Annotated in this window: 22 protein-coding genes; 15 read left to right on the forward strand and 7 right to left on the reverse strand. The window is 69.9% G+C overall.

The genetic code is table 11. The annotated features are described in order from the left end of the window. Positions 1–126 precede the first annotated feature (126 nt). From WME73_RS48980 to WME73_RS49000, 5 genes are all read left to right on the forward strand, one after another. On the forward strand, positions 127–4,068 hold the full coding sequence (locus WME73_RS48980; protein ID WP_437914081.1) for a protein kinase domain-containing protein: 3,942 nt from the start codon (positions 127–129) through the stop codon (positions 4,066–4,068). A 308-nt stretch (positions 4,069–4,376) separates the two neighbouring features. Beyond that, positions 4,377–5,747: a phenylacetate--CoA ligase family protein gene (locus WME73_RS48985; protein ID WP_437743154.1), complete on the forward strand. Its 1,371-nt coding sequence runs from the start codon at positions 4,377–4,379 to the stop codon at positions 5,745–5,747. Beyond that, a complete protein-coding gene (locus tag WME73_RS48990) occupies positions 5,744–6,919 on the forward strand; it encodes a glycosyltransferase family 4 protein (protein ID WP_437914082.1) in 1,176 nt (391 codons plus the stop codon). The genes WME73_RS48985 and WME73_RS48990 overlap by 4 nt, the downstream gene beginning before the upstream one ends. 234 nt (positions 6,920–7,153) lie before the next feature. Beyond that, a complete protein-coding gene (locus tag WME73_RS48995; RefSeq protein WP_437743156.1) occupies positions 7,154–8,542 on the forward strand; it encodes a DUF1552 domain-containing protein in 1,389 nt (462 codons plus the stop codon). Then, the gene (locus WME73_RS49000; RefSeq protein ID WP_437743157.1) at positions 8,539–10,173 is read left to right on the forward strand and encodes a DUF1592 domain-containing protein; all 1,635 of its coding nucleotides are present in this window, start codon (positions 8,539–8,541) and stop codon (positions 10,171–10,173) included. The genes WME73_RS48995 and WME73_RS49000 overlap by 4 nt, the downstream gene beginning before the upstream one ends. Positions 10,174–10,305: 132 nt before the next feature. Here WME73_RS49000 and WME73_RS49005 read toward each other — a convergent pair whose 3' ends face one another. Continuing rightward, positions 10,306–11,505: an acyl-CoA dehydrogenase family protein gene (locus tag WME73_RS49005; RefSeq protein ID WP_437743158.1), complete on the reverse strand. Its 1,200-nt coding sequence runs from the start codon at positions 11,503–11,505 to the stop codon at positions 10,306–10,308. 49 nt (positions 11,506–11,554) lie between these two features. Here WME73_RS49005 and WME73_RS49010 point away from each other — a divergent pair, with 49 nt between their 5' ends. The 4 genes from WME73_RS49010 to WME73_RS49025 are packed head-to-tail and all read left to right on the forward strand — an operon-like array spanning position 11,555 to position 14,578. Then, a complete protein-coding gene (locus tag WME73_RS49010) occupies positions 11,555–12,646 on the forward strand; it encodes a phosphotransferase family protein (RefSeq protein WP_437914083.1) in 1,092 nt (363 codons plus the stop codon). Positions 12,647–12,690: 44 nt separating this feature from the next. Next, the gene (locus WME73_RS49015) at positions 12,691–12,885 is read left to right on the forward strand and encodes a hypothetical protein (protein ID WP_437914084.1); all 195 of its coding nucleotides are present in this window, start codon (positions 12,691–12,693) and stop codon (positions 12,883–12,885) included. Next, entirely contained in the window at positions 12,882–13,550 is a 669-nt protein-coding gene (locus WME73_RS49020; RefSeq protein WP_437914085.1) for a hypothetical protein, read from the forward strand. The genes WME73_RS49015 and WME73_RS49020 overlap by 4 nt, the downstream gene beginning before the upstream one ends. Further along, positions 13,547–14,578 (forward strand): hypothetical protein, encoded by a 1,032-nt coding sequence (locus WME73_RS49025; RefSeq protein WP_437743161.1) that lies wholly within the window; start codon positions 13,547–13,549, stop codon positions 14,576–14,578. The genes WME73_RS49020 and WME73_RS49025 overlap by 4 nt, the downstream gene beginning before the upstream one ends. Before the next feature lie 80 nt (positions 14,579–14,658). Here WME73_RS49025 and WME73_RS49030 read toward each other — a convergent pair whose 3' ends face one another. Further along, positions 14,659–15,924 carry a DUF3237 domain-containing protein gene (locus tag WME73_RS49030; protein WP_437914086.1) on the reverse strand — a complete coding sequence of 422 codons (1,266 nt, stop codon included), beginning with the start codon at positions 15,922–15,924 and terminating at the stop codon, positions 14,659–14,661. A 77-nt stretch (positions 15,925–16,001) separates the two neighbouring features. Continuing rightward, the gene (locus WME73_RS49035; RefSeq protein ID WP_437914087.1) at positions 16,002–17,054 is read right to left on the reverse strand and encodes an alpha/beta hydrolase family esterase; all 1,053 of its coding nucleotides are present in this window, start codon (positions 17,052–17,054) and stop codon (positions 16,002–16,004) included. A gap of 266 nt (positions 17,055–17,320) precedes the next feature. On the opposite strand from WME73_RS49035, the gene WME73_RS49040 reads away from it, so the two are divergent. Both WME73_RS49040 and WME73_RS49045 read left to right on the forward strand, forming a co-directional pair. Continuing rightward, entirely contained in the window at positions 17,321–18,154 is an 834-nt protein-coding gene (locus tag WME73_RS49040; RefSeq protein ID WP_437914088.1) for an alpha/beta fold hydrolase, read from the forward strand. Between the two features lie 335 nt (positions 18,155–18,489). After that, complete coding sequence (locus tag WME73_RS49045; protein WP_437743172.1) at positions 18,490–18,984, forward strand: DUF2267 domain-containing protein; 495 nt, start codon at positions 18,490–18,492, stop codon at positions 18,982–18,984. Positions 18,985–19,087: 103 nt separating this feature from the next. Here the strand turns inward: WME73_RS49045 and WME73_RS49050 are convergent, their stop codons facing one another. Both WME73_RS49050 and WME73_RS49055 read right to left on the reverse strand, forming a co-directional pair. Beyond that, a complete protein-coding gene (locus tag WME73_RS49050; RefSeq protein WP_437914089.1) occupies positions 19,088–19,831 on the reverse strand; it encodes a BON domain-containing protein in 744 nt (247 codons plus the stop codon). 107 nt (positions 19,832–19,938) lie between these two features. After that, a complete protein-coding gene (locus WME73_RS49055) occupies positions 19,939–21,201 on the reverse strand; it encodes a sodium:calcium antiporter (protein WP_437914090.1) in 1,263 nt (420 codons plus the stop codon). A 676-nt stretch (positions 21,202–21,877) separates the two neighbouring features. Between WME73_RS49055 and WME73_RS49060 the strand changes: the two genes are divergently transcribed. Beyond that, positions 21,878–22,354, forward strand: coding sequence for a DUF6184 family natural product biosynthesis lipoprotein (locus WME73_RS49060; RefSeq protein WP_437914091.1), 477 nt, complete (start codon positions 21,878–21,880; stop codon positions 22,352–22,354). Positions 22,355–22,669: 315 nt separating this feature from the next. On the opposite strand, the gene WME73_RS49065 is transcribed toward WME73_RS49060, so the two are convergent. Together WME73_RS49065 and WME73_RS49070 are read right to left on the reverse strand one after the other, a co-directional pair. After that, positions 22,670–23,257 (reverse strand): archaemetzincin family Zn-dependent metalloprotease, encoded by a 588-nt coding sequence (locus WME73_RS49065; protein ID WP_437914092.1) that lies wholly within the window; start codon positions 23,255–23,257, stop codon positions 22,670–22,672. A 21-nt stretch (positions 23,258–23,278) separates the two neighbouring features. Further along, a complete protein-coding gene (locus WME73_RS49070; RefSeq protein WP_437914093.1) occupies positions 23,279–23,971 on the reverse strand; it encodes a hypothetical protein in 693 nt (230 codons plus the stop codon). A gap of 183 nt (positions 23,972–24,154) precedes the next feature. Between WME73_RS49070 and WME73_RS49075 the strand changes: the two genes are divergently transcribed. From WME73_RS49075 to WME73_RS49085, 3 genes are read left to right on the forward strand one after another with little or no spacing between them, the layout of a single operon-like run. Next, on the forward strand, positions 24,155–25,234 hold the full coding sequence (locus WME73_RS49075; RefSeq protein WP_437914094.1) for an NAD-dependent epimerase/dehydratase family protein: 1,080 nt from the start codon (positions 24,155–24,157) through the stop codon (positions 25,232–25,234). Next, complete coding sequence (locus tag WME73_RS49080) at positions 25,231–25,863, forward strand: vitamin K epoxide reductase family protein (protein WP_437743179.1); 633 nt, start codon at positions 25,231–25,233, stop codon at positions 25,861–25,863. The genes WME73_RS49075 and WME73_RS49080 overlap by 4 nt, the downstream gene beginning before the upstream one ends. After that, complete coding sequence (locus tag WME73_RS49085; RefSeq protein ID WP_437914095.1) at positions 25,860–26,264, forward strand: SPW repeat domain-containing protein; 405 nt, start codon at positions 25,860–25,862, stop codon at positions 26,262–26,264. Before WME73_RS49080 ends, WME73_RS49085 begins: the two co-directional genes overlap by 4 nt. Positions 26,265–26,301 lie beyond the last annotated feature (37 nt).

Raw genomic sequence — 26,301 nt, forward strand, 5'->3', positions numbered from 1 at the left:
CGCGCACCCTATCACACCTTGGCCGTGGGGAGTGAGCCGGCTCGCCGGCGCCCTGCCGCGGTTCGTCGCCGGGATTGCCGGGATCTGGCCTCTCCCACGGGGCTCCGTGTGATACTCGCCGTCCCGATGAAACCCGGGGACATCGTCGCCGACCGCTTCTTGATCGAGCGCCTCGCCGGGTCGGGCGGGATGGGCTCCGTCTACCGCGCCCTCGACCGGCACACGGGCGAGACGGCGGCGCTCAAGGTCATGTCGGGCCGCGGCCTCGAGCACGGCGAGCGCTTCGCGCGCGAGGCGCAGGTGCTCGCCGAGCTGCGGCACCCCGGCATCGTCCGGTACATCGCGCAGGGCGCCACGGAGAGCGGCGAGCCCTGGCTCGCGCTCGAGTGGCTCGAGGGCGAGAGCCTCGGCGACCGGCTGCGCCGGCGCGGGCTCACCATCGCCGAGAGCGTCACGCTCGGCCTCCGGGTCGCCGAGGCGCTCGCCGAGGCGCACCGCCACAACGTCGTCCACCGCGACCTCAAGCCGAGCAACCTGTACCTCGTCGACAAGTCGGCCGAGCAGGTCAAGCTCCTCGACTTCGGCATCGCCCGCCTCACGTCGCTCGCGCCCCTCACGATGACGGGCGTCGTGATGGGCACGCCGTTCTACATGGCGCCGGAGCAGGCGCGCGGCGAGCGCGACGTCGGCGCCCAGGCCGACGTGTTCGCGCTCGGCTGCGTCCTGTTCCACTGCCTCACCGGCCGCCCGCCGTTCGTCGGCGACGACATCCACACCGCCCTCCTCCGCGTCGTGCTCGACGAGGCGCCGCGCCTCCGCGACCTGCGCGCCGACGTCCCCGAAAACGTCGACATCGCCGTGGCGCGCATGCTCGCCAAGGCCCCGGCGGACCGGCCCGCGAACGGCGCCGCCGTGGCCCTCGAGCTGCTCCGCGTCGGCGAGATCAAGAGCACCCCCCCCGCGCCCGCGAGCCGGCGCGCGAGCGCGCTCACGACCGGCGAGCGGCGCACGCTGTGCCTGATGCTCGCGCGCATGGGCGCGCCGGAGGCCCCCTCGTGGCAGGGGCCCACCATGCCGATGACGCTCCCGATGACGATGCCCCTCGCGCGCACCGTCCCGGAGGACGAGGTGAAGCGCGTCGCGTCGCGCTTCGGCGGGGCGCTCCAGACGCTCGCGGACGGGCTCCTGCTCATCACGCTCGAGGGGCGCGGCCTCATCACGGACCAGGCCGCCCGCGCGGCGCGGTGCGCGCTCGAGGTGCGGGACCTCCTGCCCGGCGTGCAGATGGCGCTGGTCGCCGGCCGCGGCTCCGCCGACGACCAGCTCCCGATGGGGCCCACCATCGACCGCGCCGTGCGGCTGCTCGACCGCGCCGACGGCGGGTCGATCCGCCTCGACGAGGTGATGGCCGGCCTGCTCGACGCCCGCTTCGAGGTCGGCGGCGACGCGACAGGCCTCGTGCTCCGCGCCGAGCGCGACCTCGTCGAGGCCGCGCGGACGCTGCTCGGGCGCACGACGCCGTTCGTCGGGCGCGACCACGAGCTCGCCATCCTCGACGCCGTGCTCGACGAGTGCCTCTCGGAGCCGACGGCGCGCGCGGTGCTCATCACGGCGCCCGCGGGGCTCGGCAAGAGCCGGCTGCGCTACGAGTTTCTGCGCCGCGTCGAGGAGCGCAAGGAGCGGGTGCAGGTCTGGCTCGGCCACGCCGACCCGATGAGCGCCGGGTCGCCCTTCGGGATGCTGCGCCAGATGCTCCGCCGCGAGGCCGGGCTCTCGGGCGGCGAGCCGCAGGAGGTCCGCGAGCAGCGCCTCCGCGCCCGCGTGGGCCGGTACCTGAACGGCGCCGACCTCGACCGCGTGACCGAGTTCCTCGGCGAGGTGGCGCGGATCCGCTTCTCCGACGAGGGCCGGGTGGAGCTGCGCGCCGCGCGGAGCGACCCGATGCTCATGGGCGACCAGATCCGCCGCGCCTTCGAGGACTTCGTGCTCGCCGAGTGCCGGGCCGAGCCGGTGCTCCTCGTGCTCGAGGATCTCCAGTGGGGCGACGTGCCCACGGTGAAGCTCATCGACGCGGCCCTCGCGCTCCGCGACCAGCCGCTCATGGTGCTCGCGCTGGCGCGGCCGGAGGTCGAGACCATCTTCCCGAAGGTGTGGGTCTCGCGCGGCGTCCAGGAGCTCCGGCTGCGCGAGATCGGGCGGCGGGGGAGCGAGCGGCTCGTCCGCGAGGTGCTCGGCGACGCCGTGACGCCCGACCTCTGCGCGCGCCTGTGCGAGCGGGCAGGGGGCAATGCGTTCTACCTGGAAGAGCTCATCCGCGCCGCCGCCTCTGGCCGGACCGAGGCGCTCCCCGAGACGGTGCTGTCGATGGTGCAGGCCCGCCTCGAGTCGCTCGACGGCGAGGCGCGGCGGGTGCTCCGGGCCGCGAGCGTGTTCGGCCAGAAGTTCTGGCGCGGCGGGCTGATGGCGCTGCTCGGCGGCGAGCGCCGCGCCCCCCAGGTGGACGGGTGGCTCGCGGTGCTGGTCGATCGCGAGCTCATCGCGCGGCGGGGCGAGGGCAAGTTCCGGAGCGAGCACGAGTACGCGTTCCGGCATGCGCTCGTGCGCGAGGCGGCGTACGCGACGCTCACGGACGAGGATCGCGCGCTCGGCCACCTGCTCGCCGGCGAGTGGCTGGACGCGGCCGGCGAGCGCGACGCGGCGCTGCTGGCGGACCACTTCGAGCGCGGCGGCGACGCCGAGCGCGCGGTCGTCTGGTTCCGGCGCGCGGCGGAGCAGGCGCTCGGGGCGAACGACTTCCGCGCCGCGATCCAGCGGGCCGAGCAGGGGGCCGCGAGCGCCGACGTGGACGGGGAGTTCTTCGCGGCGCTGCGCCTCGTCCAGGCCGAGGCGCACAAGTGGCTCGGCGAGGCCTCCCAGGCCGAGCGGTGCGCCGTCATGGCGATGCGGGGCTTCCCCCGGAAGAGCGCGCTCTGGTACGCGGCGGCCGGGGAGGCCGCGTCGATGCGCGTGCGCCTCGGCATGGGCGACCGGCTCGCGGATCTCGTCGAGGAGCTCCGGGGGGCCGGCCCGGGCAGCGGGGACCGCGGCTCGTGGGTCGACGTCGCGGAGGCGACCGGCGCCTCCGTGAGCGCGCTGGCGCGCATCGCCGGGTCGCTCCTGCACGGGGGCCAGTACGCCGCGGCGGAGGAGATCGTGCAGGAGCTCTCCCGGGTGGCGATGCCGCTCGCCGAGCGCGACGCGGCGGTGGCCGCGCGCATCCACGCGCTCCGGGCGTCGCGGGCGCTCTGCTACGGCGACCCTGCGGCGTCGCTCGCGTGCACGGAGCAGAGCATCCCCGCCTACCTCCAGACCGGCGATCTCAGGAACGCGTGCCTGAGCCGCGTGAACGCGGCGCACTGCCTGCTCCAGCTCGGGGTCTACGGTCGCGCCGAGGCCGAGCTGCGCGACGCGCTCGCGGAGGCGGGGCGGCTCGGGCTCTACAACGTGGCGGCGTTCGCCAAGCAGAACCAGGGCCTGCTCTGGATCCAGCAGGGCGATCTCGGCGCGGCGCGCGCGGCCACGGCCGAGGCGATCGACGCCTTCGTGGCGCAGGCGAACCGGCGGCAGGAGGCGCGGTCGCGGGCGTACCTCGCCGCGATCCTGACGCGGCTCGGCGACCTCGACGCGGCGGACAACGAGGCGGGCGCGGCCGTGGCGATGCTGGCGCACGTGCCGACGCTCCAGGCGCACGCGCTCTCGGTGCGCGCGCGGGTGCTGCTCGAGCAGGGCCGGGCAGAGGAGGCGCTCGAGGCGGCCCGGCGCGGGCTCGGGCTGCTCGTGTCGGTCGGCGGGACCGAGGAGGGCGAGGCGCAGATCCGGCTCGTGTATGCCGAGTCGCTCCGCGCCTGTGGCCACCACGAGGCGGCGCGCGAGGCGATCACGGTGGCGATGCAGCGGCTCGTCGCGCGGGCGCAATGGATTCAGGACCCGGCGCGGCGGCAGAGCTTTTGCCAGGCCGTGCCGGAGAACGCCAAGACGTTCGCGCTGGCGGCGCTCTGGCAGCAAGAAGCGGAGCCGACGCTGCAGTGAGGCGCCGAGTCGCGGCCGCGCTGCGGACGGAAGAGCTCATGTGTGCTGGCTCGCCCGGCTGCGCCGGCGGGCGAGGGCGAGGGGGATGCGCAGCGCGCGTGTCACCGCGCCGCGGTGAGCGGATCGAGCTGAGCCGCGCCGCTGTCATGAGGAGTTCACTCACGCCATCTCCGCGGTAACCAATCGTGGCCGCGGGTGGCGGGGCGTGCGCAACATGGGGGGCGTGGGTGGCGCGTGCGTGGGGAAGCGGCGACCCGGCCGCGGCTGCTTGACTGTGTGGCCGAGGTTCGAAAGAATCCTCAGCAGCCATGTATTCAGCCCTCTTTCGGAACGTCCTCTTTCCGTTCTACGAGACGAAACTCCGAGGGAGAGCCACGCTGGCCTACCTGGGGGAGCTGGAGCGGTCCCAGTGGCGTCCAGAGCGCGAGCTCAGGGAGCTCAACTGGAGAAAGATGCTGGCGGCCCTCCGCTTTGCCGAGCAGAGCGTGCCCTTCTACCGGCGCCGCTTCGCCGAATACGGGGTGCGGGTCAAGGACGTGCACGCGCCCGAGGATCTCGCGCGCTTTCCGGTGTTGACCAAAGCCGATCTCCGCGCGCACGGCAGCGAGCTCATCGCGGATGGGTGGCGCGGCAAGCTCTTCAGGAGCGGTACGGGCGGATCGACCGGAGAGCCGGCGCGCTTCTTTTACGATCACGCGACGTACGAGTGTAGAAGCGCCGCGGCCCTGCGCTCCGACGCGTGGGCCGGCGGCCGGATCGGGGACAAGGAGCTGTACATCTGGGGGATTCCGACCCTGGAGCCCCGCTGGAAGAAGGCGAAGCGCACGCTGCACGAGGCGCTGATCCGGAAGAAGACGGTCAGCGCGTGGAACCTGGCGGAGGAGCGGCTCGCGGGGGTGGTGGACGAGATCCGGCGCTACCAGCCGAACCTCGTCGTGGGGTACACGAGCCCTCTCTACTACACGGCGCGCTACGCGCTCGAGACGGGGCACCGGCTGCCCACGCCGAGGGGGATCATCGCGACGGCGGAGCGGCTCTTCCCTCACCAGCGCGAGGTGATCGAGCGGGCGTTCCAGGCGCCGGTCTACGACCGCTATGGGTGCAGGGAGATGATGCTGATCGGCGCGGAGTGTGAGCGCCACGAGGGCAAGCACCTCAACATCGAGAACGTCTTCCTCGAGGTGGTGCGCGGCGGCCGGCATGCGCGGCCCGGCGAGCCGGGCGAGGTGATCCTGAGCGATCTCGTGTGCCGGTCGATGCCGCTGCTGCGTTACAAGAACGAGGATGTGGTGGTCGCGGCCGACAAGGCCTGCTCGTGCGGCCGCGGGTTGCCGCTGCTCGCCTCGGTCGAGGGGCGGGTGCTCGACATGATCGTCGGGACGGACGGCCAGCTCCTCTCGTCCGTGTTCTTCCCCTACTTCTTCAAGGACAACCCGACGGTGGAGCGGTATCAGGTCCACCAGGACAAGACGCGGGCGATCACGATCAAGATCATCCCTGGCGAGGGGTACGGGCCGGAGACGTCGCAGGCCATCGAGCGCGATCTGCGCCGGTTCCTCGGGGAGCGGGCGGACATCCGGGTGCAGCTCGTCAGCGACATCCCGGTCACCTCGGGGGGGAAGTTCCGCTTCACCATGACCGAGGTGCCGATCGAGTTCGGCCGCGGGGCCGCGGCATGATCGGAGCGCCCGGGGTCCGGCCGGCGCCGTCCGCCGCGCCGGGCCGGCCCGCGAAGGTCGCCCACGTGGTGCTCTCGCTCAACGTGGGTGGGCTCGAGCGGGTGGTGCTCCGGCTGCTCGACAGGATGGCGCGCGACCGGTTCGCGCCGGTGGTGTGCGCGCTCCAGGAGCCCGGCGCGCTGGCCGAGGAGCTGGCGCGGCTCGGCGTGCCGCTCGTGGTGCTCTCGCGGAAGCCCGGCCTCGACCCGGGGCTGCCGTTGCGGCTCTCGGCGTGGCTGCGGCGCGAGGGGATCGGGCTCGTGCACACGCACAACCCGGGGCCGCACCTCTATGGCGCGCTCGCGGCGGGCCTCCTGCGGGCGGCGGCGCTCCCTGGCGGAGGCGGGCCGCGCGTCATCCACACGAAGCACGGGCGCAACTACCCGAAGCAGAAGCGGAAGGTGCTGGTCAACCGGCTGGCCGCGGCGCTCACGGACCGGGTGGTGGCGGTGAGCGACGACACGCGGGCGGTCGCGCTCGAGGTGGAGCATGTCGACCCGGCCAAGGTCGTGACGATCTTGAACGGCGTGGACACGGACGTGTTCCGGCCGGGCGACGCCGGCGCGGCGCGCGCGCGGCTCGGGGTGCCGGCGACGGGCTACCACGTGGGGTGTGTCGCGCGGCTGTCTCCGGAGAAGGATCACGCGACGCTGCTCGACGCCTTCGCGCGGCTCCGCGCGACGCGGCCCGACGCGCATCTGACGCTGATCGGCGACGGCCCGCGGCGGCCTGCGCTCGAGGCGCAGGCGGCGCGGCTCGGGCTCGGCGGGGCGGTGACGTTCACGGGGACGCGCGGGGACGTGGCGGAGCTCTTGCCGGCGTTCGATGTGTTCGCGCTCGCGTCGTTGACGGAGGGGATCTCGCTGACGCTCATCGAGGCGGCGGCGGCGGGGTTGCCGATCGTCGCGACGCGGGTGGGGGGCAATCCGGAGATCGTGGTGGATGGCGAGACAGGGCTGCTGGTGCCGCCTGCAGCGCAGGAGACCCTGGCGGCCGCGCTCGAGGCGGTGGCAGTGCGGGAGGATCGCGCGGAGATGGGATTGCGCGGGCGGGCGCGGGTGATGGAGCGGTTCGGGATCGACCGCATGGCGCGCGCGTACGAGGACCTCTATGACGAGGTGCTCGGGCGGTAGCCCCCGCGGCGCACGACAGCGAACGTCGGTTCCCCATGTGAAGGCTCGGTCTTCGATTACGTCCCCGCGACGAGCAGCGGCTGGTGTATCGCGCCCGCTCGTCGTGGGTTGCTTCGTATGCCAGCTGTGAGATAATTCGGGATACCACGCTTGCTTGCTTGACGAAGCAACAACATAGCAAGACTACGACGGTCATCCACGGGGCGTGCTTGCTTACCCGAATGGAGGGACGAGATGCGTTTTCTTGAGACTGGGTACAAAAAGAGAGAGCTCGCGCTGGGACGGCGCATCTTCTTGAAGGCGCTCGGCGCCGGCATCGCGGCGCCGCTGGCCTTCCGGATGAGCAACCTGGCGCTGGCCGAGCCGAGCTCCGCGCCGGTCCGGCTGTTCATCTACTTCGTCCCCCATGGCATGCCCATGGAGTATGCCGAGCCCTACGGATCGGGAGCGGACTTCCTGAAAGGCTCCACGGTCCTCTCGCCGCTCGCGCCCTTCGGCAAGTACATCAATGTCTGCCGCGGGCTCGGCATCAACGGCTTCAACAACCACGAGGCGGTCTCCGGCGTGCTCACCGGCGTCAAGGACGGCGCCGGGGTCGACTCGGTGGATCACACCATCGCGCAGGCGCTGGGTGTCGAGGCCTACAACCTTGGCGCCAACCCCTATCCGAGGAACCAGGACGGGACCGGGTTCGACAAGAACTCGTACCTGATCCAGCACGGGGGCGTGTGGGTGCGCCCCACGGAGGACCCCGCGGCCGCGGCGGCGGCCATGCTCGGGGCCGTCGGCGGCGGGCAGCAGGGCGGCGGGAGCGGGCCAGAGGCCGACGAGGCTGCGTTCCGCAACGAGGCGCTGGGGCTCACCGAGCGCCAGCTGGAGAGGATGCAGCGCTCGCTCTCGGGCCTCACGAAGGAGCAGAACAAGCTCGCCGTACACCTCGAGTCGGTGCGCTCGATCAAGGCCGCGGCCGACAGGCCGGTCATGAACGGCTGCAGCAGCAAGCCGGCGCTGCCGGCGCTCGACGCGCTGGCGGGCAAGAGCGTGTTCGAGCAAGAGAACCTGCGGCGCGTCGTCGACGCGCACCTCGAGGTCGCCGCGAACGCCATGGTGTGCGGCACGGCGCGCGTCGTCACGATGCAGAACCTGTGGGTCAACTGCGATCTCCCCATGGACTTCACCGATGGCCCTGGGAGCGCGAGCCCCTACCACGGGGCCACGTCCCACTCCCGCGAGCCGCCGGGTCGCATGGAGTTCGCGACCGTCCAGAGCTGGTTCTTCGCGCGGCTCGCGGAGAAGCTGCTCACCCTCCTCGACCAGCCGGATCCGCTCGATCCCGGCAACACCGTCCTCCACAACTCGCTCATCTATGTGTGCAGCGAGATCGGCGACGGCGCGGATCACAACTCCAACGTCCACGACGTCTATCTCGGGAGCCAGATCGTCCACTCGTACCTCCCGGCGATCCTGATCGGCAACGCCGGCGGCCGCATCGCGAGCCGCGGCGTCGTCGACGTCGACACCGACCACGTCAACATGCTGGCCACGCTCGGCGACGCCATGGGCGTCTCGATCAACAGGTTCGGCGCGCGAAGCGCGCAGCCGATCCAGGAGCTGAAGTCATGAAGCGCTGGCAAACGTGGGCGCTCGCCGGGCTCTCGTCCTCGCTCCTCGCGTGCGGCGCGGGCAGCATCGGCGGTGAGGACGACCCCGTGAAAGGTCCGGTCATCGACGGCAGCTCGTGCGAGCAGGCTCAGGTCGGCGCTCCGGTGCTGCGGCGGCTCTCCGCCCTGGAGCTGGAAAACAGCCTCCGCGACGTCTTCCCCGAGCTCGGCACGGCGGCCTGGTCCGGGGTCCGGCTGGGCACGGACCCGACATCGGAGCTCGGCTTCACCAACGACGCGCAGGCGCTGCAGGTCGGCGCCCAGACCGCGAAAGAGCTCCTGAGCACGGCGGAGGAGGTCGCTGACATCGTGACCGCCGACGCCGCGCTGGCCGCCTCGCTCCCGTGCGCAGCGGCCCAGCCCGGCCCCGAGTGCGCTGCCGAGTTCGTCACGCGGCACGGGCTGCGGCTGTTCCGCCGCCCGGTGACCGAGGAGGAGAAGGGCGAGCTCCTGGCGCTCCACACCTCGGTGAGCGGAAAGTCCGACTTCCGCGTCGGGCTCAAGTGGACGCTTGTGTCGATGATCCAGTCGCCCCAGGCGTTCTACCGCTCGGAGATCGGCGCGCCGAGCGCCGGGCGCTACGAGCTGACACAGCACGAGATCGCGACGGCGCTGGCCTACAACACCACGGGCTCGACGCCCACGCCCGAGCTGCTCGACAAGGCGGCGCGCGGGGAGCTCAGCTCGCCGGAGGCGCTCGTCGAGGAGGCGCGCGCGCTCCTGAGCACGCCGCGCGGCCACGAGGCGATGAGCCGCTTCTTGCAGCAGTGGCTCCGCTACGGGAAGGTGAACGGGATCGCCAAGGAGAAGATCCCCGACTTCAGCACGTATGGCGCCCTCATGCAGGAGGAGACGCGCCTCTTCCTCGAGGAGGTCATCTACACGCGCGGCGCCGGCGTCACCGAGCTCTTGACCGCGCCAACCACCTTCCTGAACGCCCAGCTCTCGACGTTCTACGGATACGGCGGCGTCACCGGACAGGGCTTCCAGCGCGTGGAGCGGCCTCTGGACTGGGGCGTCGGGCTGCTCGCCCAGGGCTCCGTCCTCGCCGGGAACTCGCGCATGGACAGCTCGTCGCCGACCCACCGTGGCCTGCTCGTCTTCGAGCGGCTCCTCTGCGGCTATATCCCCCCGCCGCCGGCGAACATTCCGGCGATCACCAAGCCCGATCCGGGGCAGACGACCACACGCGCGCGCTACGAGCAGATCCACATCTCGGCCGACGGCTGCAACACGTGCCACGCGAGCTTCGATCCCACGGGCTTCGCGCTGGAGCACTTCGACGAGATGGGGCGCTACCGTGCCGACGAGGGGGGCCTCCCCATCGACGACTCGGGCTACATCGCCGTCGCGGGCGAGAAGCGGCCTGTCACCGGCGCGAAGGGCCTGGCCGAGGCGCTCGCCAGCGCGCCCGAGGTGACCGAGTGCGTGAGCAAGCTCGGCTCGACGTATACGTACGGCGGGGCGCTCGGGGCCGAGTGCGCCATCGAGGAGGTCCAGCAGAGCCTGATGAGCGGGCAGATCGGCCTGCTCGAGTTCTTCGCACGCCTCGCGGGCACCGAGCACATGCGCGCCCGCGTCCGCCGCGAGTAAATCGCCCCCCGTGTCAGAGGAGCTGTCGCCTCCTCAGGCCGGCAGCCCGGCGGAGGAGTCGAGGGGTCGTGAGCAGGGCGAGGGCGGAGGGCTCGCTTGAGGCCGCTCGGATGCCTCTCAGCGGGCGCCCGCTCAGATCAGCGTCGTCAGCGCCCCTCGCAAGAAGTCGCGCGCGACAACGACGTCGTGCACCTCGTCCGGACCATCGGCGATGCGAGCGGACCTGGCGAATCGGTACCAGAGCGAGAACGGCATGTCTTCGCTGTATCCGAGCGAGCCGTGCATCTGGATCGCGTCGTCGAGCACCTGGCAGAGGAGCCGGGCGACGTGGTTCTTCGCCATCGAGGAGTAGGGGCGCGCCTCCTTCTCCTTGCCTTGCTCGAGCATCGCCGCGCAGTGCAGCGTCATCAGGTTGCCGGCGTGGATGCCCGACGCTGCGTCGGCGATCTTCTTCTGGATCATCTGGTGGTGAGCGAGCGTCTTGCCGAAGCTCTCCCGCGTGAGGACGTAGTCGCGGCACATCCCGAGCGCGCGGTCGGCCCAGCCGAGCCAGCGCATGCAGTGCGTGAGGCGCGCCGGCACGAGGCGCCGCTGCGCGAGGAGGAACCCCTCGCCGACGCCGCCGAGGACCGCGTCGTCGCCGACGCGCACGGCGTGGAAGCGGAGCTCGGCCTCGCGGTGCTGGAGCATTGGCGGGCTCATCACGGGGATGTCGCGCACGTGCTCGACGCCTTCGGCGTGACGATCGACGACGAACAACGTCGCGCCGGTGCGAGGATCGTCGGACGTCCGCGCCATCACGATGAGGAACGCCGCCTCACCGCCGCCGGTCGTATACCACTTGTGGCCATCGATCATCCAGCCGCCGCCGACCCTGGCCGCCCTCGTGCGCAGATTCGATGGATCCGCGCCGGCGCCGGGGGCGGGCTCGGTCATCGAGAAGGCGCTCGAGATCTCGGCCCGGGCGAGCGGCGCGAGGTATTTCGCGCGGATCGCGGGCGACGCCGCCTTGTGCAGGAGGTCCATGTTGCCCTGGTCCGGCGCGTCGCAGTTGAAGCAGGCCGCGCCGAGCGGAGAGCGGCCCATCTCGCGAAAGAGCGCGCACATGCCCATGACGCCGAGCCCCAGCCCGCCGTGCTCCGCGGGCAGGTGCGGGACGAACAGCCCCTCGGCCCGCGCGCGCTCGCGGAGCGCCGTGAGCGTATCCCTCCGTCCCGCGCGATCCTCGTCGAGGATCGACGTCTCGTTCGGAATGACATGCGCGTCGACGAACGCGCGCACGCGGCCGCGGAGATCGGCCAGATCGGGGGGCAGATCGAAGGAGATCGTCACAGCGGCAGTATAGGAGGCCGAAGGGCTGCGTGATAGCGTCTGACCTGCGATGGCCCTCACGCCGCCGACCAACACACGCGCGCCCCGCGAGGCGCACCGGATCGACGAAGCGGCCCTCGGCCGCTGGCTCACCGCGCACGTCGAAGGCTGCGCGGGAGGCGCCGTGACCGTCGCCCAGTTCAAGGGCGGTCAGTCGAACCCGACATACTGGGTGGGCGTCGACGGCGGAGCCGGCGGAGATCTCGAGCTCGTCTTGCGGAAGAAGCCGCCCGGCAAGCTCCTTCCCTCCGCGCACGCCGTCGAGCGCGAGTACCGGGTCATGCGCGCTCTCCGCGACACCGAGGTGCCCGTCCCGGACGCGCTCGCCCTCTGCGAGGACGGCTCCGTGCTCGGCGCGCCGTTCTTCGTCATGCGGTACGCCGCCGGACGGATCTTCTGGGATCCGACGTTGCCTGAGCTCGGGACCTCCGAAGAGCGCCGCGCGATCTATGCAGCGTACATCCGTCTCCTCGCGGCGCTCCATCGCGTCGACTACGCCGCCGTGGGGCTCGCGGACTACGGCAAGGTGGGCGGCTTCGTCGCGCGACAGGTCGACCGCTGGTCGAAGCAATACGAGGCGTCGCGCACGGGCGAGGTGCCGGCGATGGAGGCGCTCATGCGCTGGCTCTCCGCGAATGTCCCGGCGAACGACGAGACGACGCTCGTCCATGGCGACTACCGCATCGACAACATCATCTTTTCGACCGGCGCTGCGCCCGAGGCGATCGCGACGATCGACTGGGAGCTCTCGACGCTCGGACATCCGGTGAGCGATCTCGCGTACGCTTGCATGGGTTACCGCATCAACCTCCCTGGCCGTGGCGGCCTTGCCGGGGTCGATGTCGCGTCGCTCGGGATCCCGACCGAGGACGAGATGGTCGCCTCCTACTGCGAGCTCTCCGGTCGCAGCGGCATCGATGCGTGGCCGTACTTCATGGCCTTCGGCGTCTTTCGTCTCGCCGCGATCGCTCAGGGTGTCTACCGGCGGAGCCTGCAGGGCAACGCGAGCTCCGAGGACGCCGGCGGGTACGGCGCGGCCGTGACCGTGCTCTCGGAGCTCGCCTGCGGTATTGCGGGGATCTCTCCGCGCCAGGCCAGGTGAACGCTCGAATTTCGATTTCGTCCCTGCGATAAGCAGTGGCTGTGGTGCGCTGGGATGACCCGCCGCTGAGCCTGGTGATTGCCGTCGTCGCCGCAAGTGAGAGAACCACGAGGGTCGACGTTGCGGACGCCGTGCTCACAAGGGCAGTCTTGCCGCTCGCGCTGTACGGCCCGCGGGACGTCTTGTCCGGCGACGCGGCGCGGTGTAGCGTGCGCCACGTTAAGGAGGGAGGCGTATGAGACGTCTGTGTGTCGCCGTGCTCGTTCCGCTCGTCGTCGGCTGCTCGATCCTGGACCCAGAAGATCGCGCGGAGCTGAGACGTCAGATCGCGATGCTGCCGAACGACAATCTGACGGAGATGAAGCGCTGGACCATGCACGAGCTGGCGAAGGAATGGTTGCTGACAAGGGACGAGAACGAACAGGTGGGCAAGGTAGTGTGCCGCGACAACGAGGGGGGGCTATGGAGCGGATGGTACGATCGTCCGAATAAGTACATCACCGTGGACGATATGCTTACCTGTCTCAGAAAGAAGGCCAACCTGCCGAGCTATCTCTTTTGCGCTGAAGAATTTGCGTCGTGGGTCGTCCCTGACGCGAAGAAGGAGATCGAGAAGTTGCTGCCCGCGTACACCGACATCGAGTGCAAGTACGTGTGGGATTTTCGATACGACCCCGAGAAGGTGGATCCGAAGATGGTCGATATAGATGCGATCGAGTCGGATGATATCATCCAAGCCATGATCACCCTTCCGGGGCCGCCTCCAGGGTGGGCCATTCCTCGGTTCGCGCCGCTCCTCTGCCCGCTTGGCGCAGGGGAGGGCTGGGGATGCCCTCCCAGACCGTCCGACTCGTTCCCTACGGGCGGAGAGCCCACAGACCCTCCTGGCGGGGATCAACCGTGAAACGTTATCTCGTCGTGCACGAGGCGGGCAATGGGTCGGTCATGTTCACGACCAAGGATCCACGAAAATGGAAGTCCTACCTCCAGAATCTGGGCAAGGTATGCGGCACGGCATGGCGAGACGATCTGTCAGAGGAGGAGGATCGCGCGTGGGCCGAGGCGCACCGGAAAGAGTTCAACCACTGGGTCGACGGCAGAGCCGCCCCGCCGTGGCCGATGCTGATCGCCGCCGTGAAGCGCGCGTTCGTTGCCGGCTATGGGGCTCTCGCGCGAAAGCCCCCCACGGAGGCCGAGGCGCTCGCGCGCCTGGACACGACCTATCTCTGGAAGCTGCTGACGGCCGACGATGTGGCCCAGGGCCACGGCCCCGAGGCGCTCCGCGCCTTCCAGCGGGGCTTCCGGCTGGGACGAAGCGAGAGACCCTTCTCCACGAAGAGGAACATCCCCCGGATGGTGGATCCTCCCTATCACTGGTACCGCCAGCAGGCGGAGGCGAATTTGCTGGGACCGAGCGCAGCTCGCGAGCGAGCCCTCGTGGCCGCATGGCGCGCGAGCGGCGCGAGTCGCGAGGACGTGGAGGCGAGCCAGCGAGCACTGCGCGAGCTCCACGCGAGCGCCTGGCGCGATGATGTGCCTGAGGAGGATCGCGCGTGGGCCGAGGCGTACCGCGAGTCGTGCGCGCACTGGGTCACCGTCCACCGGCGCGACGCGGTGGCGCAGAGCGCCTACGAGGCCTATCTCCGGAGCAGCGACGGACTCCTCGACGGGAAGCCTGCGCCACCCTCGCTGCGGCCATTGCACGACGACGCGGAACCATGGCTGGCCTTCGCGGATCGCGTCGAGGACGCGCCCGAGGACGAGAGCGAGCTCGCGACGGCCGAGGCGGCCGCGCGCGAGTACTGGGACGCGCGCTGGCGCGAGGTGCCGCCGTGGGACGGCGACCCGAACCAGGTCCACTGGCTTGCGGCGGTCCGCGCCGCGCGAAAGACGTTGGCGGAGATGGCCGACCACATCCCGAGGCCCTGGTAGCTTTACCCGAGACGCCCGGCGCCGTGGTCGTCGTGGCCCCTGCAACCCGGAGGCGCCGGCGTCACCGCGGCTCTGCTGTTCTATTTGCGCTCGTAGAAGGTGAGGCTCACCCCGCCCCCCGCCGCGCCACCCGGGTCGGAGCTCACATAGGACTTCGTGTTGAGGATCGCATAGGGGCCGTCCGCGCGCGTCTCGAAGACAGGAATGAGCGCGCCGAACGGTCCGCAGTTCCTCACCACGATGACCTCGCCGTCCTTCGAGGACAGCGCGTACCGGGCGTCCAGCACCGTGGTCGACCCGATGAGCTGGTAATCCGCGCCTCCGGGGAGCACCGAGCCCGACAGGCCGCTCAGCAGCATTCCGCCGGTGACCGTGCCCCCGGTGATGGGAATGATGTTGCGCGTGCCGCGCTTGCTCGCGCCGACAGACACCGAAGAGCCGAGCGTGACGGACTCGGTGAACACGCTCGATCCCCTCGCCCCGGTCGCCTTCGAGCACTCCCACGATTGGTTCGGGACGCCCGCGGGATCCTTGAGCTGGATCTTCGGCTCTCCGGCGTCCACCTTGCTGATGTCGTGGACGTCGAGCTGGATCGTGCCCGCCGCGGCGTCGACGACACGGGTGCCCGCGAACTTCCCGGTGTTGAGCCACGCGAGCGAGCTCGAGGTGGCTACCTCGAAGTCCGGGACGATCCGGACGACGTCATCGCCGGCGGCGGCGACGCCGCAGGTCCGCAGCAAGATGGAGCTGCCGTCGCTCGCCTTCAGGATGTTGATCTCCTCGAGCTCGACGGATCCGTTCGACAGCGTGAGCTCGAGGTCCATGCCGCCCGTGAGGAACGTGGCCTGGATCTCGTCGCCCGTGAGCGTGCCCCCTTTCACGTCGAGGAGGCGGCGGTGTCCGAACTGGGTGGTCCCGACATCGTGGGTCTCGCCGAGCTGGAGCGTCGCCCGAAAGACGAGCTCGCCGCGCGTGGGGATCGGAATGCCGTCCGGCATCCCGCAGGTCCACGACGGATCGGGGACGATCGTCGCCTCGTCGCTGCCGTTGTTGCCGCCGCCGGTGCCGGGCGTCCCGCCTGCGCCGCCGCCGCCGCCGCTGCCCGTCTCCTCAGCGCCGCCGGCTCCCGTGGTTCCGCTGCCCGCGGTGGTTCCGCTGCCCGCGCCGCCCGTGCCGGCGTCGCCGCCCGCGCCGGTCGCTCCGACGGAACCGCTCGACGCCGCGCCGCCGGAGCTGCTGCTCGTCGTCCCTCCGCTGGTATCGTCGGTCGACGAACCACACCCTCCAGCGCAGATGCCCAGGATTCCAGTTATCAAGAGCTTCGCTGGCAGATTTTTGAACACCATCGCCGGACCCATCCATTCAATCCATGCTGCGATTCGATGCACCCTGAAACGTGGCGCTGGTTCAAGCAACGCCCGATTCAGAACTGCGAGAAGAAGCTCCAGATCGACTCGCCGGAGTTGTTCTGCGGGGCGTGGCCCCCGTCGAACTCGCACCAGACGACGGGATAGCCCGCGTCGCAGCCCTCGTAGCTGACGCAGGGGCTCGGCTCGACCGGTGTGGTCTGCTGACCGCAGTGGTTTCGCTCGAGGAAGACATCGCGAGCGCTCTGACCGTTCTCGAGCGGAACCACGTTGTCGCTCTTGCCGTGGGCGCCCCACATGGCCACGGGATGGTCGCCGTCCTCGCAGCCGCTGTAGATCGCGCCGGACATGGAGGCGATGGCGCGGAAGTCGTCGCCCATCGCGCAGCCGATCGCGTAGGACATCATGCCGCCGTAGCTGAACCCCGTCGAAAAGATCCTGCTCTCGTCGATGCAGAGCTCGCCGCGGAAGCGGTCGAGCATGGCGCGGAGGAACGCGATGTCGCGGCCCCCCGTGTTCGCCCAGCCCTGGTCGAGGCCCTCGGGCGAGACGAAGATCGCCGAGCCGTTGGCGCGGCTCTGGAGCCCGTAGTAGCCGCCGCCGAACCCGGTCGCGACCTGCTCGGCCGAGCCGCCGCGGGGATGCCAGGTGAAGATCAGCCGGTAAGGGCGGCTCGAATCGTAGTTGTCCGGCACGGCGAGGATGTACTCGCGCGTCGTGCCCCCGACATCGACGCTGAAACGGCCGCTCTTCGGCGCGGTCGCGCTGCCGCAGCCGGCGCTCTGCGCCTCTCCTCCAGCGCCGCTCGAGCCGGAGCCGGCTGCGCCCCCGCCGCCCGCGCCAGTTTCCCCCGAGTCCGGGCGCCCGCCGCTGCCCCCGGCGCCGCTGACCGCCCCCGACGAGCTGCCGGTTGCCGACGAGCCACCGGTTGCCGACGTGCTCCCCGTGGCGCCGGAGGCGCTGGATCCGGGCCCAGCGGGCCCTCCGGCGCTGCCGCCGGAAGATGCCTCGGTCGTTGCTTCTCCCTGGCTGGAGCAGCCCAGCGCCGCGAACGCCGCGAGCGCAACGAGCCCTGGAGCGATCGCGCCGAAATTGCGAAGCGTTTTCATTCGTCCTCGCCTCTCTGTTCCAAGATCGCCGTCCGTCCTCGCATCACCGGTGATGGTGACCGCAACGACGTCGTATCCGAGGCCTCTGGCGCGAGGCATAGGCATATTTGCCTATGCCTTGATGCGAGGCGTCGCGCCCGGATTGGTGGACTGGACGACGCGGGCGAGGGTCGAATTGGAAGCGTCCAGACCAGCGCGGCCGGCCTCCGGCCGCGGAGGCGCAGGCCGACGTGGAGGGCGCGGGGTGGCGTGGCTAGAGTGCGCCCATGCGATGCAAGGTGAAGGACCTCGAGATCGAGGTCGAGGAGATCGGCTCCGGGACGCCCATCCTGATGCTCCACGGCTGGGGGCCCGACCACAGGCTGATGAAGGGGTGCATGGAGCCGGTGTTCCGGTCGGCGCCGGGGAGCTGGAGGCGCATCTATTTCGACCTGCCGGGCATGGGAAGGACCCCGGGGCGACCGTGGATCGACGGGTCGGACCGCATGCTGGAGGTGGTGCTCGGGATCATCGATCAGGTGCTCCCCGGCGAGCGGTTCCTGGTCGCCGGCGAGTCGTACGGCGGCTATCTGGCCCGGGGCGTGGTCCACGAGCGGCCGCGGAGCGTCGCGGGCCTGCTGCTCGTGTGCCCGGTGGCCGTGCAGGAGACGCGGGAGGCCAACGCGCCCCCGCTGCGGGTGCTGGAGCGCGACGAGGCGTTCCTCGGGACCCTGTCCGGCGAGGACCGTCGCGCGTTCGAGGCGATCCACGTGCGCCAGGTGCACGCCGTCTGGGAGCGGTTCCAGGACGAGATCCTCCCCGGCCTGCGCGCGGCCGACACGGTCTTCCTGGAGCAGCACCTCAGCCGGAAGGTCCCCTTCAGCTTCGCGGTCGACCGCCTGGAGGTGCCGTTCCCCGGGCCGACCCTGATGCTGGTGGGGCGCCAGGACTGCGTGGTCGGCTACCGCGATCTCTGGGGTATCCTCGAGGCGTACCCGCGGGCGTCGTTCGTGCTGCTCGACCTGGCCGGCCATAACCTGCAGACCGAGCAGCCGGCGCTGTTCGAGGCGGCCGTGAAGGAGTGGCTGGAGCGGGTGAGCGGGACCATGGCGCATCCCTGACGGGGACGGCGCAGCGAGAGGGAGGACGCGCACGAGGCGCCTTCGACCTTCGTGCAGCGGCTTCGTCCGCGCGGTTGATCTCCAGCGGTTCGGTCCGCGGTACCATCGCGGCCGATGGCGGGCATCAGCCCGTCTTCCTGGTTCCCTCCGTCCCCTGCGCTACCTGGAACGAACACCCTGGAACGCAAGCCCGCTCGCAAAGGTTTGCTGCGGCCGCCGCCGCCCGATTCATCGATGGCCCGGACGGCCCGAGCGCACCCTCGAAATCGGCACGGCCCGGGATGACGCCTCCTCGGGACAGCCTCATGTGACCTGTGATCGAGAGGAGGTTTGTCGTGTCCAGCCGAGAACCCACTGCCGCTCCCCCCATCGACGCGAAGGGCAACGCACCCCTGGACAGCGCGGAGCAACGCCTGTTGCGAGAGATCGTCGACGTGACCGAGCTCGCGCCGGCGATTGACGTGTCGGACGCGCTCCAGGCCGTCTTCGAGCCGCTGCTCGCCCGGCTGAGCCGCGGCCAAGCTCGGGCCCTGCTCGCCACGTTCCCCGAGTCCGTCCGCCGTCGGTTCGAGCCGGCAATGTCGAGCCGGGGCGAGGAGGGTGAGGCGTTCGGCGCGGACGAACTCTTCCGGCGCATCGGCGACCGCCTCCGCGTAACCCCTGACGAGGCCCGGCAGGTCGCCGGCGGCGTGATCGCCGCCGTGCACCGCACGTTATCCAACGAGGAGGTCGCGCAGGTCGAGTCGCAGCTGCCGCACGACCTGAAGAACATCTGGAGAGCGGGGCCGGCGCGACGCAAGCACAACCCGGCCGGGAACCGCGCGGCCTGAAGTCCGATGCCGGTGCCCTGCGACGCGAAGGCGTGGAAGACAGCAGAGGTCGGGCACGGCCGTATGGGGGGCCTCCCACGGGATCCATGGAGTCGCGGAGGGTCTACGGCACGAGGGCGGAGGGCGGGACGACTTGAATCTGGTTTTCGACGTCCTCCACGCCCACCATGCACCAGGCGTCGCGCTCCGCCGCAGACTTCTGCGCCTCACTCGCCGCCGTGCCGTACAGCGTCACGACCGAGCTCTGCGTCCTGGCGCCGATCGCGACGGCATCAACGAGAGGATCCCGCTCGTGCGCGAGCCGGATCGCCTCGGTGATCTGATCGTCGTTGTCCTCCTCCGGCGGAACGACCTCGAGGGCATTGACCACGTCGCGGCTGCCCGGCACCCACCACGCGAGTAGCCCGGCGAGGCGCTTGTGGGCCAGACTCGGCACCGAGCCGTCGAGCGTCACCACCGCATCCTTCGCCGATGCCTCGATCGTGCCGCGGGCCGTTCCGGCCGGGATGCGAGCGGTCTCGACGACAACCCCCTCGCGGGTGCGTACGGCACACTCCTCGAACGCGCACTCTGCGAGCATCGCGTCCTTCACGTGAACGCGGATCGCGTCATCGTTCATGTGCGCGGCGGGCCGGACGCGGAGCTGGTCGTCCACCCAGCGGACCCCGGTCACCGCCGCGGCTTCCTTCAGAGCACGCTTCTTCGCTGCGATGTCCGGGACCTCGCCCTGCAAGGTGAGCACGCCGTCAACGTCCTCGATGCGGATCGCGAAGCGATCGGGGTCGCAGCGCAGCGCTCTGCCGAGGGCGGCGCGGACCTGCGCAAGCCGCCTTTTGTCGTCGTTCATGCTCCTCCGCTCCTCATCACATCACGGCGGCCGTCGGCCTCCGGTCAGCGCCGCGTTCAGAACAATTTCTGCCGGCCATCATGAATCAGCTTGGTTTTCGTCGCAGATCACCTTCTCCGGGGGAGGCAACGGTCGCGCCGAACGCACCGGCCGAGGACGGCGATGTGCGCGATCGTGCCCCCCACGCCCGGGCCAGCCACCATCGTGCAGAGCGGACGCATGCGCAGAGGGGACACATGCGGCCTTGACTCCTCGACGCGGGCTGCCTGACTCCCAGAAGAGCCTCGCGCGTGCGGTTCCTTGAGCCGATAGAGGAGCCCGAATCCGGCGATCGTCACGAGAAGCACCGCGATGGAATCGAGGCCCATCCGCGCGATCGACCGCTTCGATCGCTGGAGGAGCCCAACCATGTATATCGACGTCACGACGATCGCCAGCAAGGTGGCAACGAGCGAGAATCGTGGCGCCTCATTGAGCACGGGCCCGCCGGGATAGATCGCGTCGGCGACAAAAACGAGCATCGTCGAGAAGAGGTTCGTTCCGAACGCGTCGGAGAACGCCATCTCGTACTGTCCCAAGCGGGCGGCGGAGATAGTTGAGCTGATCTCAGGCAGCGATGTTGCGAGACCACCGAGAAGCAGGCCGGCGAAGCTGGCGCCAGCGCCCGTTTGCGAGCCGAGGGCATCGGCGGTCCGCGTCAGCATGAATCCAGCGACCAGGATCGCCGCCCCGGAACCGATCGTGGAGAGAGCGATCGCGCGGGTCGACTTGTGCTCTGCGCGACGGCCATCGCGGGGGTCCGGGGGGACTTCGCGACGCACGGAGTCTGAAGCTTGAACACGCGGGAGCTCGGGATGCCACGGCTCCTTGTATTGAGAGCGCTTGATGAGCACGACTGAATACGAGTAGAGCGCAAGGAGCGCCGTCGTCCAGGCGCCGACGCCGCACACGGCGATATCGCCGACGGCCAACCCCAGAGCGGTGACTGTGAGCACGAGGGTGACCAGCGCGCCCTGTACGAGGACGACCGGTTTTCTGACGTCCATCGACAGCGGCTCGGAGCCGACAGCGGCATCGGTCACGGCGAGCGAAGCCATCGTGAAGGTGATCCCACCGAGCAGGGTGGTGATCGCCAGCGGCGCGCTCTTCATCATCGAAGTCGCCGTGACCGTCGTCGTGAGCTCGGGCAGGGAGACGGTGCCGCCGAGGAGGACGACCCCAACCAGCGCCTGTCCCGCGCCGGTTCGTTCGGCGATGATCTTGCCGTAGCGCGCTAGGCGCGTGCCGGCGAGCCACACGACCGCCGCGCTCAGAGCGAACAGCGCGAAGTTGAACCCCACGGGGTTGTGCTGGAGGTTTCGCAGATCCATCGCGCCTCTGCGTCGCGAGACGACCCGTCCGGTGGTGCTTCAGCCGGGCCCTCCCGCCTCGCTCGCCCGAAAGCCGTGCGGCCACCGCCACGCGCATCAACCTCGGACGCCCAGGGCCGAGGCGCAAGCTCGTCACGCCATCGCGCTCACCGCACCGAGCCTCGAACAGCGCCGTGCCCGCCTCTCCGCAATGGGGGGTACCCGGCGCGGCGCGTCCTTTGCTTCACTCAACCGCGGTGCTCCATGGGAAACGAAGCGCAAGAAACGGTCGTCCTCATCACGGGTAGCAGCGGGCTCATCGGATCCAGCTCGTCGAGGCATTGGCGTCTGACTACGTCGTCATCGGGGGAGCATCTCCCGCTTGCAGCATCGCTCCGTCGCTCGTCACGCCCGGCTTGCATGGCGGCAACGGAGGCACATACCTCATCGCAGTTCGAGGCTGTGGCGGCGTCCGCGGTCCGGCGCCCCCTGCCCCGCAGATCGCACCGCGGTGTCCGGCGCGATGACAGCCGAGCACGGCGCCGGCAGAGGCACGTTAATCGCAAGGGTGTTGGGGCAACTTGCGAGAAGACAGCACGCGGACGTTCCGATCCGCGTGCCGGGCCGGTCGGTGTTCGACGCAGCCGACGGCGAGACGGTCGAGGGCGACGCCCATCGCGCGACCTAGGCGCGTTGGATGGCGCCCGATCTGCACGATCGGGCTGATCGGGAGGAAGAGATGATGCGAACGAACCATGGGAGATCGATGATGGGCCTCCTCCTCGCGGCGGGGGTGCCCCTGCTCATGGCGGCGTGCACGCGAGAAGAGAGGGCGCTCGGGACCACGCCCCCGCCGGGCGCCCCTCAGGTCGAACCGCGGGCGACGACCGTCAGCGCGGTTGACAGCATCGTGGCGGCGCGGTGTGACCGCGAGGCACGGTGCAACAATATCGGCGCCGACCGGCAATATGCGAGCCAGGAGGCCTGCGCCACCAGGATTCGAGCCGAATGGCGTGACGACCTCAACTTCGCCGAGTGCCCAGGCGGCATCGATTCCAAGGAGCTGACCGAGTGCCTGCAGGAAATCCGAAATGACGACTGCAACAATCCGTTCGACACCCTCGGCCGGATCGTCGCTTGCCGCTCGAGCGACCTCTGCCAAGCCACTCAATAGCTGCGCTTTCGCGCGCGGAGGCGAGCGGGGCACGCAGAGCGGTCATGGGATGTGAGGCTGCCAGTGCGACGGGGCGGACGCGGAGCCGGTCATCATGACCTTGATCGCCCCATCGTCATCGTCCGGGCTGTGCCACGCGGGCCGGTCTGTCGAGCCTGCTCTTGCACTCGAGCGCGGCGATCGAACAGGCCGCTGAGCGCATCGGAACGAGGATCTTGCGGATGAGCGGTATCGAAGGCTCCATCGACCCGCGAGGCTACGCGCGTGCCCCGCGGGTCGTACACTGCTCTCCGCGAACCGAAGGGCGCAGCGGCGTCATGGGCCTCGGGCGCGAGCCAGCGCCACGGCATGCCGCGAGCAGAAGCCGGTTCCCTTACGGTCGCTCTCGGCGAGCGTGTTCGAGAACCACATCACGCAGCGCGGGTCGTCGCAGTGGCCGAGGCCGTACGTATGTCCCAGCTCATGGATCGCCTCGGTGGCCGCTCGACGTTCGAAGAGCTGTTGCGCCTCGGTGCCAGCTCCGTCCGGATGGAGCCGCCGCAGCGAGAACACGGCGACCTGGCGAGCGGCGTCGGCCTGGCCGAAGACGAAGTTCAGGTCCGGGGCGTAGAGGTCCACGTCGCAGACGCCGAGCAGCCGTTCCCATTCCGGCCGGCGGGCGGGCGCCAGTTCATCGAGGATCGCGGTCGACAGGTGCTGCCGGCGGCGCGCGTTCCAGCCACGATCGGGGAGCGGCAGGGGCGACACCACGACCACCTCCGACCGAAATGCGCCCCCCAGCAGCGGTATCAGCCTGGCGATCGCCCCCGGCTCGACCGAACCCAACGGTGCGACCGCGATGACCGCCGAGGGCGGCGGCTCCGTCGCCCCGTCCTCGGTTGCGCGCAGAATGCCGAAGATCAAGATGACCCGTCCGGTGATGCTTCAGCCGGGCCCTCCCACCGCTCTCGCCCTCAGGAGAACATCCTTGTTGAACTGCCACATGATCTCGGCGTGCCCGTCGAACGCGATCCGCCCCACACGGTTCAGGTCCTCGATCAGCTCGAGCAGCCGCCCCTTTGCCTCGCTCACGAAGAGCGCGTCTTCAGGCTGATCGCCCAATTGTGCCTGCTCGCGGGCGCTGGCGGCGTCGAGCTCGCGCTGCACGGCATCGAGCTCTTCTGCGGCGCTTCGGCTCTTGAAGTACTTTCGGAGCGCCCCGTCCAGAGCGATAACGCCTGGGCGGAGCTGGCTCAAGTGGGCCGACAGCCCCGCGGCAGATCGACCGAGCGGTCCCGTGTGCAGCGGCACAGAGGACGGCCAGGTGGCCGCTGTCTCGCGCAGCGCCATTGGCACCGCGTTTCGCAATCGCCGCAGGAAGGCCTTCGCCCGGCCGATGGCGCTCCACTCCGCGGCGTCGGCGTCGCGCGCCTCTCCTTGCGAAATGGCTGGCCCGGGCGACGCGGATAGCTCCGCGACCGTCTGCTCGAGCGCGAGCGTCTTGTCTCGCGCCCAACCATTGTCAGCCAGCTCTGCCGAGAACCGCCGCGCGAGCTCCATGTGTACGCGCCCCTGTTCGACAAGGCCGTGCCGTGGCTCTTTGCGACCCTTCTCTACCAGCCGAACTTCTACCGCCATGCGCATGAACCTGGGACGCCGAGGACCGAGGCGCAAGTTCGTCGCGCCGTCGCACGCGCACGCACTGGCGCACGCGCTGCACCGAGCATTGAAGAAGAAGAACAGCGCTGTGCTCGCTCCTCCGCAATGGGTGCGGTGCACCCGGCGTGGCGTGCCCTTTGCCTCACTCGACCGCGGTGATCCATGGGAAACGAGACGAAAAAACCGGTCGTCCTCATCACGGGCAGTAGCGGGCTCATCGGATCCAAGCTCGTCGAGGCATTCGCCTCCGACTACGCCGTCCTTGGCATGGATCAGAAGACCCCGACCCAAGTCCCGGCCGGGACCCGGTTCCTTGAATGCGACCTGACAGACCGGGGGAGCGTGCAGGAGTCGCTCAGCGCCGTGCGAGAGCGAGAAGGGAGCGAGCTCGCCAGTGTCCTCCATCTCGCGGCGTACTACGACTTCGCTGGCGAGCCGAGCCCGCTGTACCACGACCTCACGCTCGGGGGAACCGAGCACCTTCTCGATGCTCTCCGGGACTTTCGGGTCGAGCAGCTCGTCTTCTCGGGCAGCCTCCTCGTGATGAAGCCGGCGGAAGAGGGAGAGCGAATCGAAGAATCATCGGCCACAGAAGCATCGTGGGACTATCCCCGCTCGAAGCTCGAGGCGGAAGAGCTCATTCGTGAGCAGCATCGAGACATTCCCGCGGTGCTGCTGCGCATCGCCGGCGTCTACACGGAAGACTGCGAGTCGATTCCGATCGCCCAGCAGATTCGACGCATCTACGAGAAGAGCTTCGAGAGCTACTTCTTCCCGGGGGATCCGTCCCACGGCCAGGCCTTCGTGCACATGGATGATCTCGTGGCGTGCTTCCGCAGGGTGGTCCAGCTTCGCGACCAGCTCGCTCGCGACGAGGTGTTCCTGATCGCCGAGCCGGACGTCATGAGCTACGCGGAGCTGCAGGACGTGTTGGGGGCGCTGATCCACGGCAAGGAGTGGCCCACCATCGTCGTCCCGAAGCCGATTGCCAAGGCCGGTGCATGGGTCCAGGTCAAGCTCAAGGGCGGCAAGGGCGCATTCATCAAGCCGTGGATGATCGATCTCGCGGATGCTCAGTACGCCGTCGATATCAAGCATGCTCAGGGCCGGCTCGGCTGGAATCCCGTGCGGAGACTGCGCGACACGCTGGGCGAGATGGTTCGCAGGCTGAAGGACGACCCGACGGGCTGGTATGCGAAAAACAAGCTCCCGTTCCCCGAGGGGAAGGCGAGCGCCGCATGACGCCTCGCACCCACCTCGCCTCCGATCCGACGAGCCTGAACGTCCCCGCGCCGCCGTGGCATTACAACCCGTCCTCCTGGGGGCAGCGCGTGCCGATCTGTCTCCTCGCGGCCGTGGGCTTCGTCCTCTCGTCGTACATGGCGCTCTACCAATGGCGCCTCATCTCGAGCGTGTGGGATCCGTTCTTCGGTGAACAGACGCTGCGCGTGCTCGATTCGGACGTGTCCCACCAGATGCGTCGCTGGTTCGGTGTCCCCGACGCCGCGCTCGGCGCGATCGCCTATCTGGGCGACGCGATATTCGGTCTAGCGGGCTGCACGCGTCGGTGGCAGTACCGGCCGTGGCTGGTCGTGCTCTTCGGGCTCGACGTCATCCCGCTCGGCGCGGTCAGCGTCGTCCTCGTCGTGCTCCAAGGGACGGTCGTTGGAGCGTGGTGCTCGCTCTGTATCGCCACGGCCATCGTCTCGCTGGTACTCATCCTCCTCGCGTACGACGAGGTCTGGTCCAGTCTCTCCTATCTCGTGAGGGTCTGGCGTCACACGCACCAGCGTCGCGCCGTCTCCCGCACGTTCTGGGGGCGTCCGTCGCCTGGGGGGGACGACGCGGCGCTGATCGGCGGGAGGGCATGATGTGGGCGCGCGTCGTCGAGGTGATGCTCGCGTGCTGGCTGGCGGTGAGCCCCTTCATCTTTCGTCACGGAGGCCGAACAGAGCTGTGGGTCAGCGATCTCGGGTGCGCCGCGATCGTGATGACCCTCGCGCTCGCCTCGTTCTGGCGTCCGATGCGCTACGCGCATGGTGGAATCGCCGTGGTCGCCATCTGGCTCGTGGCGTTCGGCTACTTCCGGTGCGGCTCTCCGCCGCCCGCCGCCGCTCAGAATGACATCCTGACGGGGCTACTGCTCCTCATGTTTGCGATCGTCCCGAACGACGCGTCTCAACCGCCGACCCCGTGGAGGCGCGCGAGGGAAAGGGCCATCGCTGGAGATCTCGGCGCGGCGTCGATTCAGCGGCCTGCTTCCGATTCGTGAGTCCCTCGATCCGGTCCCCAACCGTCAAGCCGCGTGG

This window comes from Sorangium sp. So ce302 (assembly GCF_051530145.1).
In the GTDB taxonomy this organism is placed as follows: domain Bacteria; phylum Myxococcota_A; class Polyangia; order Polyangiales; family Polyangiaceae; genus Sorangium; species Sorangium cellulosum_B.

What these genes read in the sequence shown, in the direction of transcription:
- WME73_RS48980 (WP_437914081.1), top strand. Translation starts at nt 127, where the DNA reads ATGAAACCCGGGGACATCGTCGCCGACCGCTTCTTGATCGAGCGCCTC.
- WME73_RS48985 (WP_437743154.1), top strand. Translation starts at nt 4,377, where the DNA reads ATGTATTCAGCCCTCTTTCGGAACGTCCTCTTTCCGTTCTACGAGACG.
- WME73_RS48990 (WP_437914082.1), top strand. Translation starts at nt 5,744, where the DNA reads ATGATCGGAGCGCCCGGGGTCCGGCCGGCGCCGTCCGCCGCGCCGGGC.
- WME73_RS48995 (WP_437743156.1), top strand. Translation starts at nt 7,154, where the DNA reads ATGCGTTTTCTTGAGACTGGGTACAAAAAGAGAGAGCTCGCGCTGGGA.
- WME73_RS49000 (WP_437743157.1), top strand. Translation starts at nt 8,539, where the DNA reads ATGAAGCGCTGGCAAACGTGGGCGCTCGCCGGGCTCTCGTCCTCGCTC.
- WME73_RS49010 (WP_437914083.1), top strand. Translation starts at nt 11,555, where the DNA reads ATGGCCCTCACGCCGCCGACCAACACACGCGCGCCCCGCGAGGCGCAC.
- WME73_RS49020 (WP_437914085.1), top strand. Translation starts at nt 12,882, where the DNA reads ATGAGACGTCTGTGTGTCGCCGTGCTCGTTCCGCTCGTCGTCGGCTGC.
- WME73_RS49030 (WP_437914086.1), bottom strand. Translation starts at nt 15,924, where the DNA reads ATGGTGTTCAAAAATCTGCCAGCGAAGCTCTTGATAACTGGAATCCTG.
- WME73_RS49035 (WP_437914087.1), bottom strand. Translation starts at nt 17,054, where the DNA reads ATGAAAACGCTTCGCAATTTCGGCGCGATCGCTCCAGGGCTCGTTGCG.
- WME73_RS49040 (WP_437914088.1), top strand. Translation starts at nt 17,321, where the DNA reads ATGCGATGCAAGGTGAAGGACCTCGAGATCGAGGTCGAGGAGATCGGC.
- WME73_RS49050 (WP_437914089.1), bottom strand. Translation starts at nt 19,831, where the DNA reads ATGAACGACGACAAAAGGCGGCTTGCGCAGGTCCGCGCCGCCCTCGGC.
- WME73_RS49055 (WP_437914090.1), bottom strand. Translation starts at nt 21,201, where the DNA reads ATGGATCTGCGAAACCTCCAGCACAACCCCGTGGGGTTCAACTTCGCG.
- WME73_RS49060 (WP_437914091.1), top strand. Translation starts at nt 21,878, where the DNA reads ATGGCGCCCGATCTGCACGATCGGGCTGATCGGGAGGAAGAGATGATG.
- WME73_RS49070 (WP_437914093.1), bottom strand. Translation starts at nt 23,971, where the DNA reads ATGGCGGTAGAAGTTCGGCTGGTAGAGAAGGGTCGCAAAGAGCCACGG.
- WME73_RS49075 (WP_437914094.1), top strand. Translation starts at nt 24,155, where the DNA reads ATGGGAAACGAGACGAAAAAACCGGTCGTCCTCATCACGGGCAGTAGC.
- WME73_RS49080 (WP_437743179.1), top strand. Translation starts at nt 25,231, where the DNA reads ATGACGCCTCGCACCCACCTCGCCTCCGATCCGACGAGCCTGAACGTC.
- WME73_RS49085 (WP_437914095.1), top strand. Translation starts at nt 25,860, where the DNA reads ATGATGTGGGCGCGCGTCGTCGAGGTGATGCTCGCGTGCTGGCTGGCG.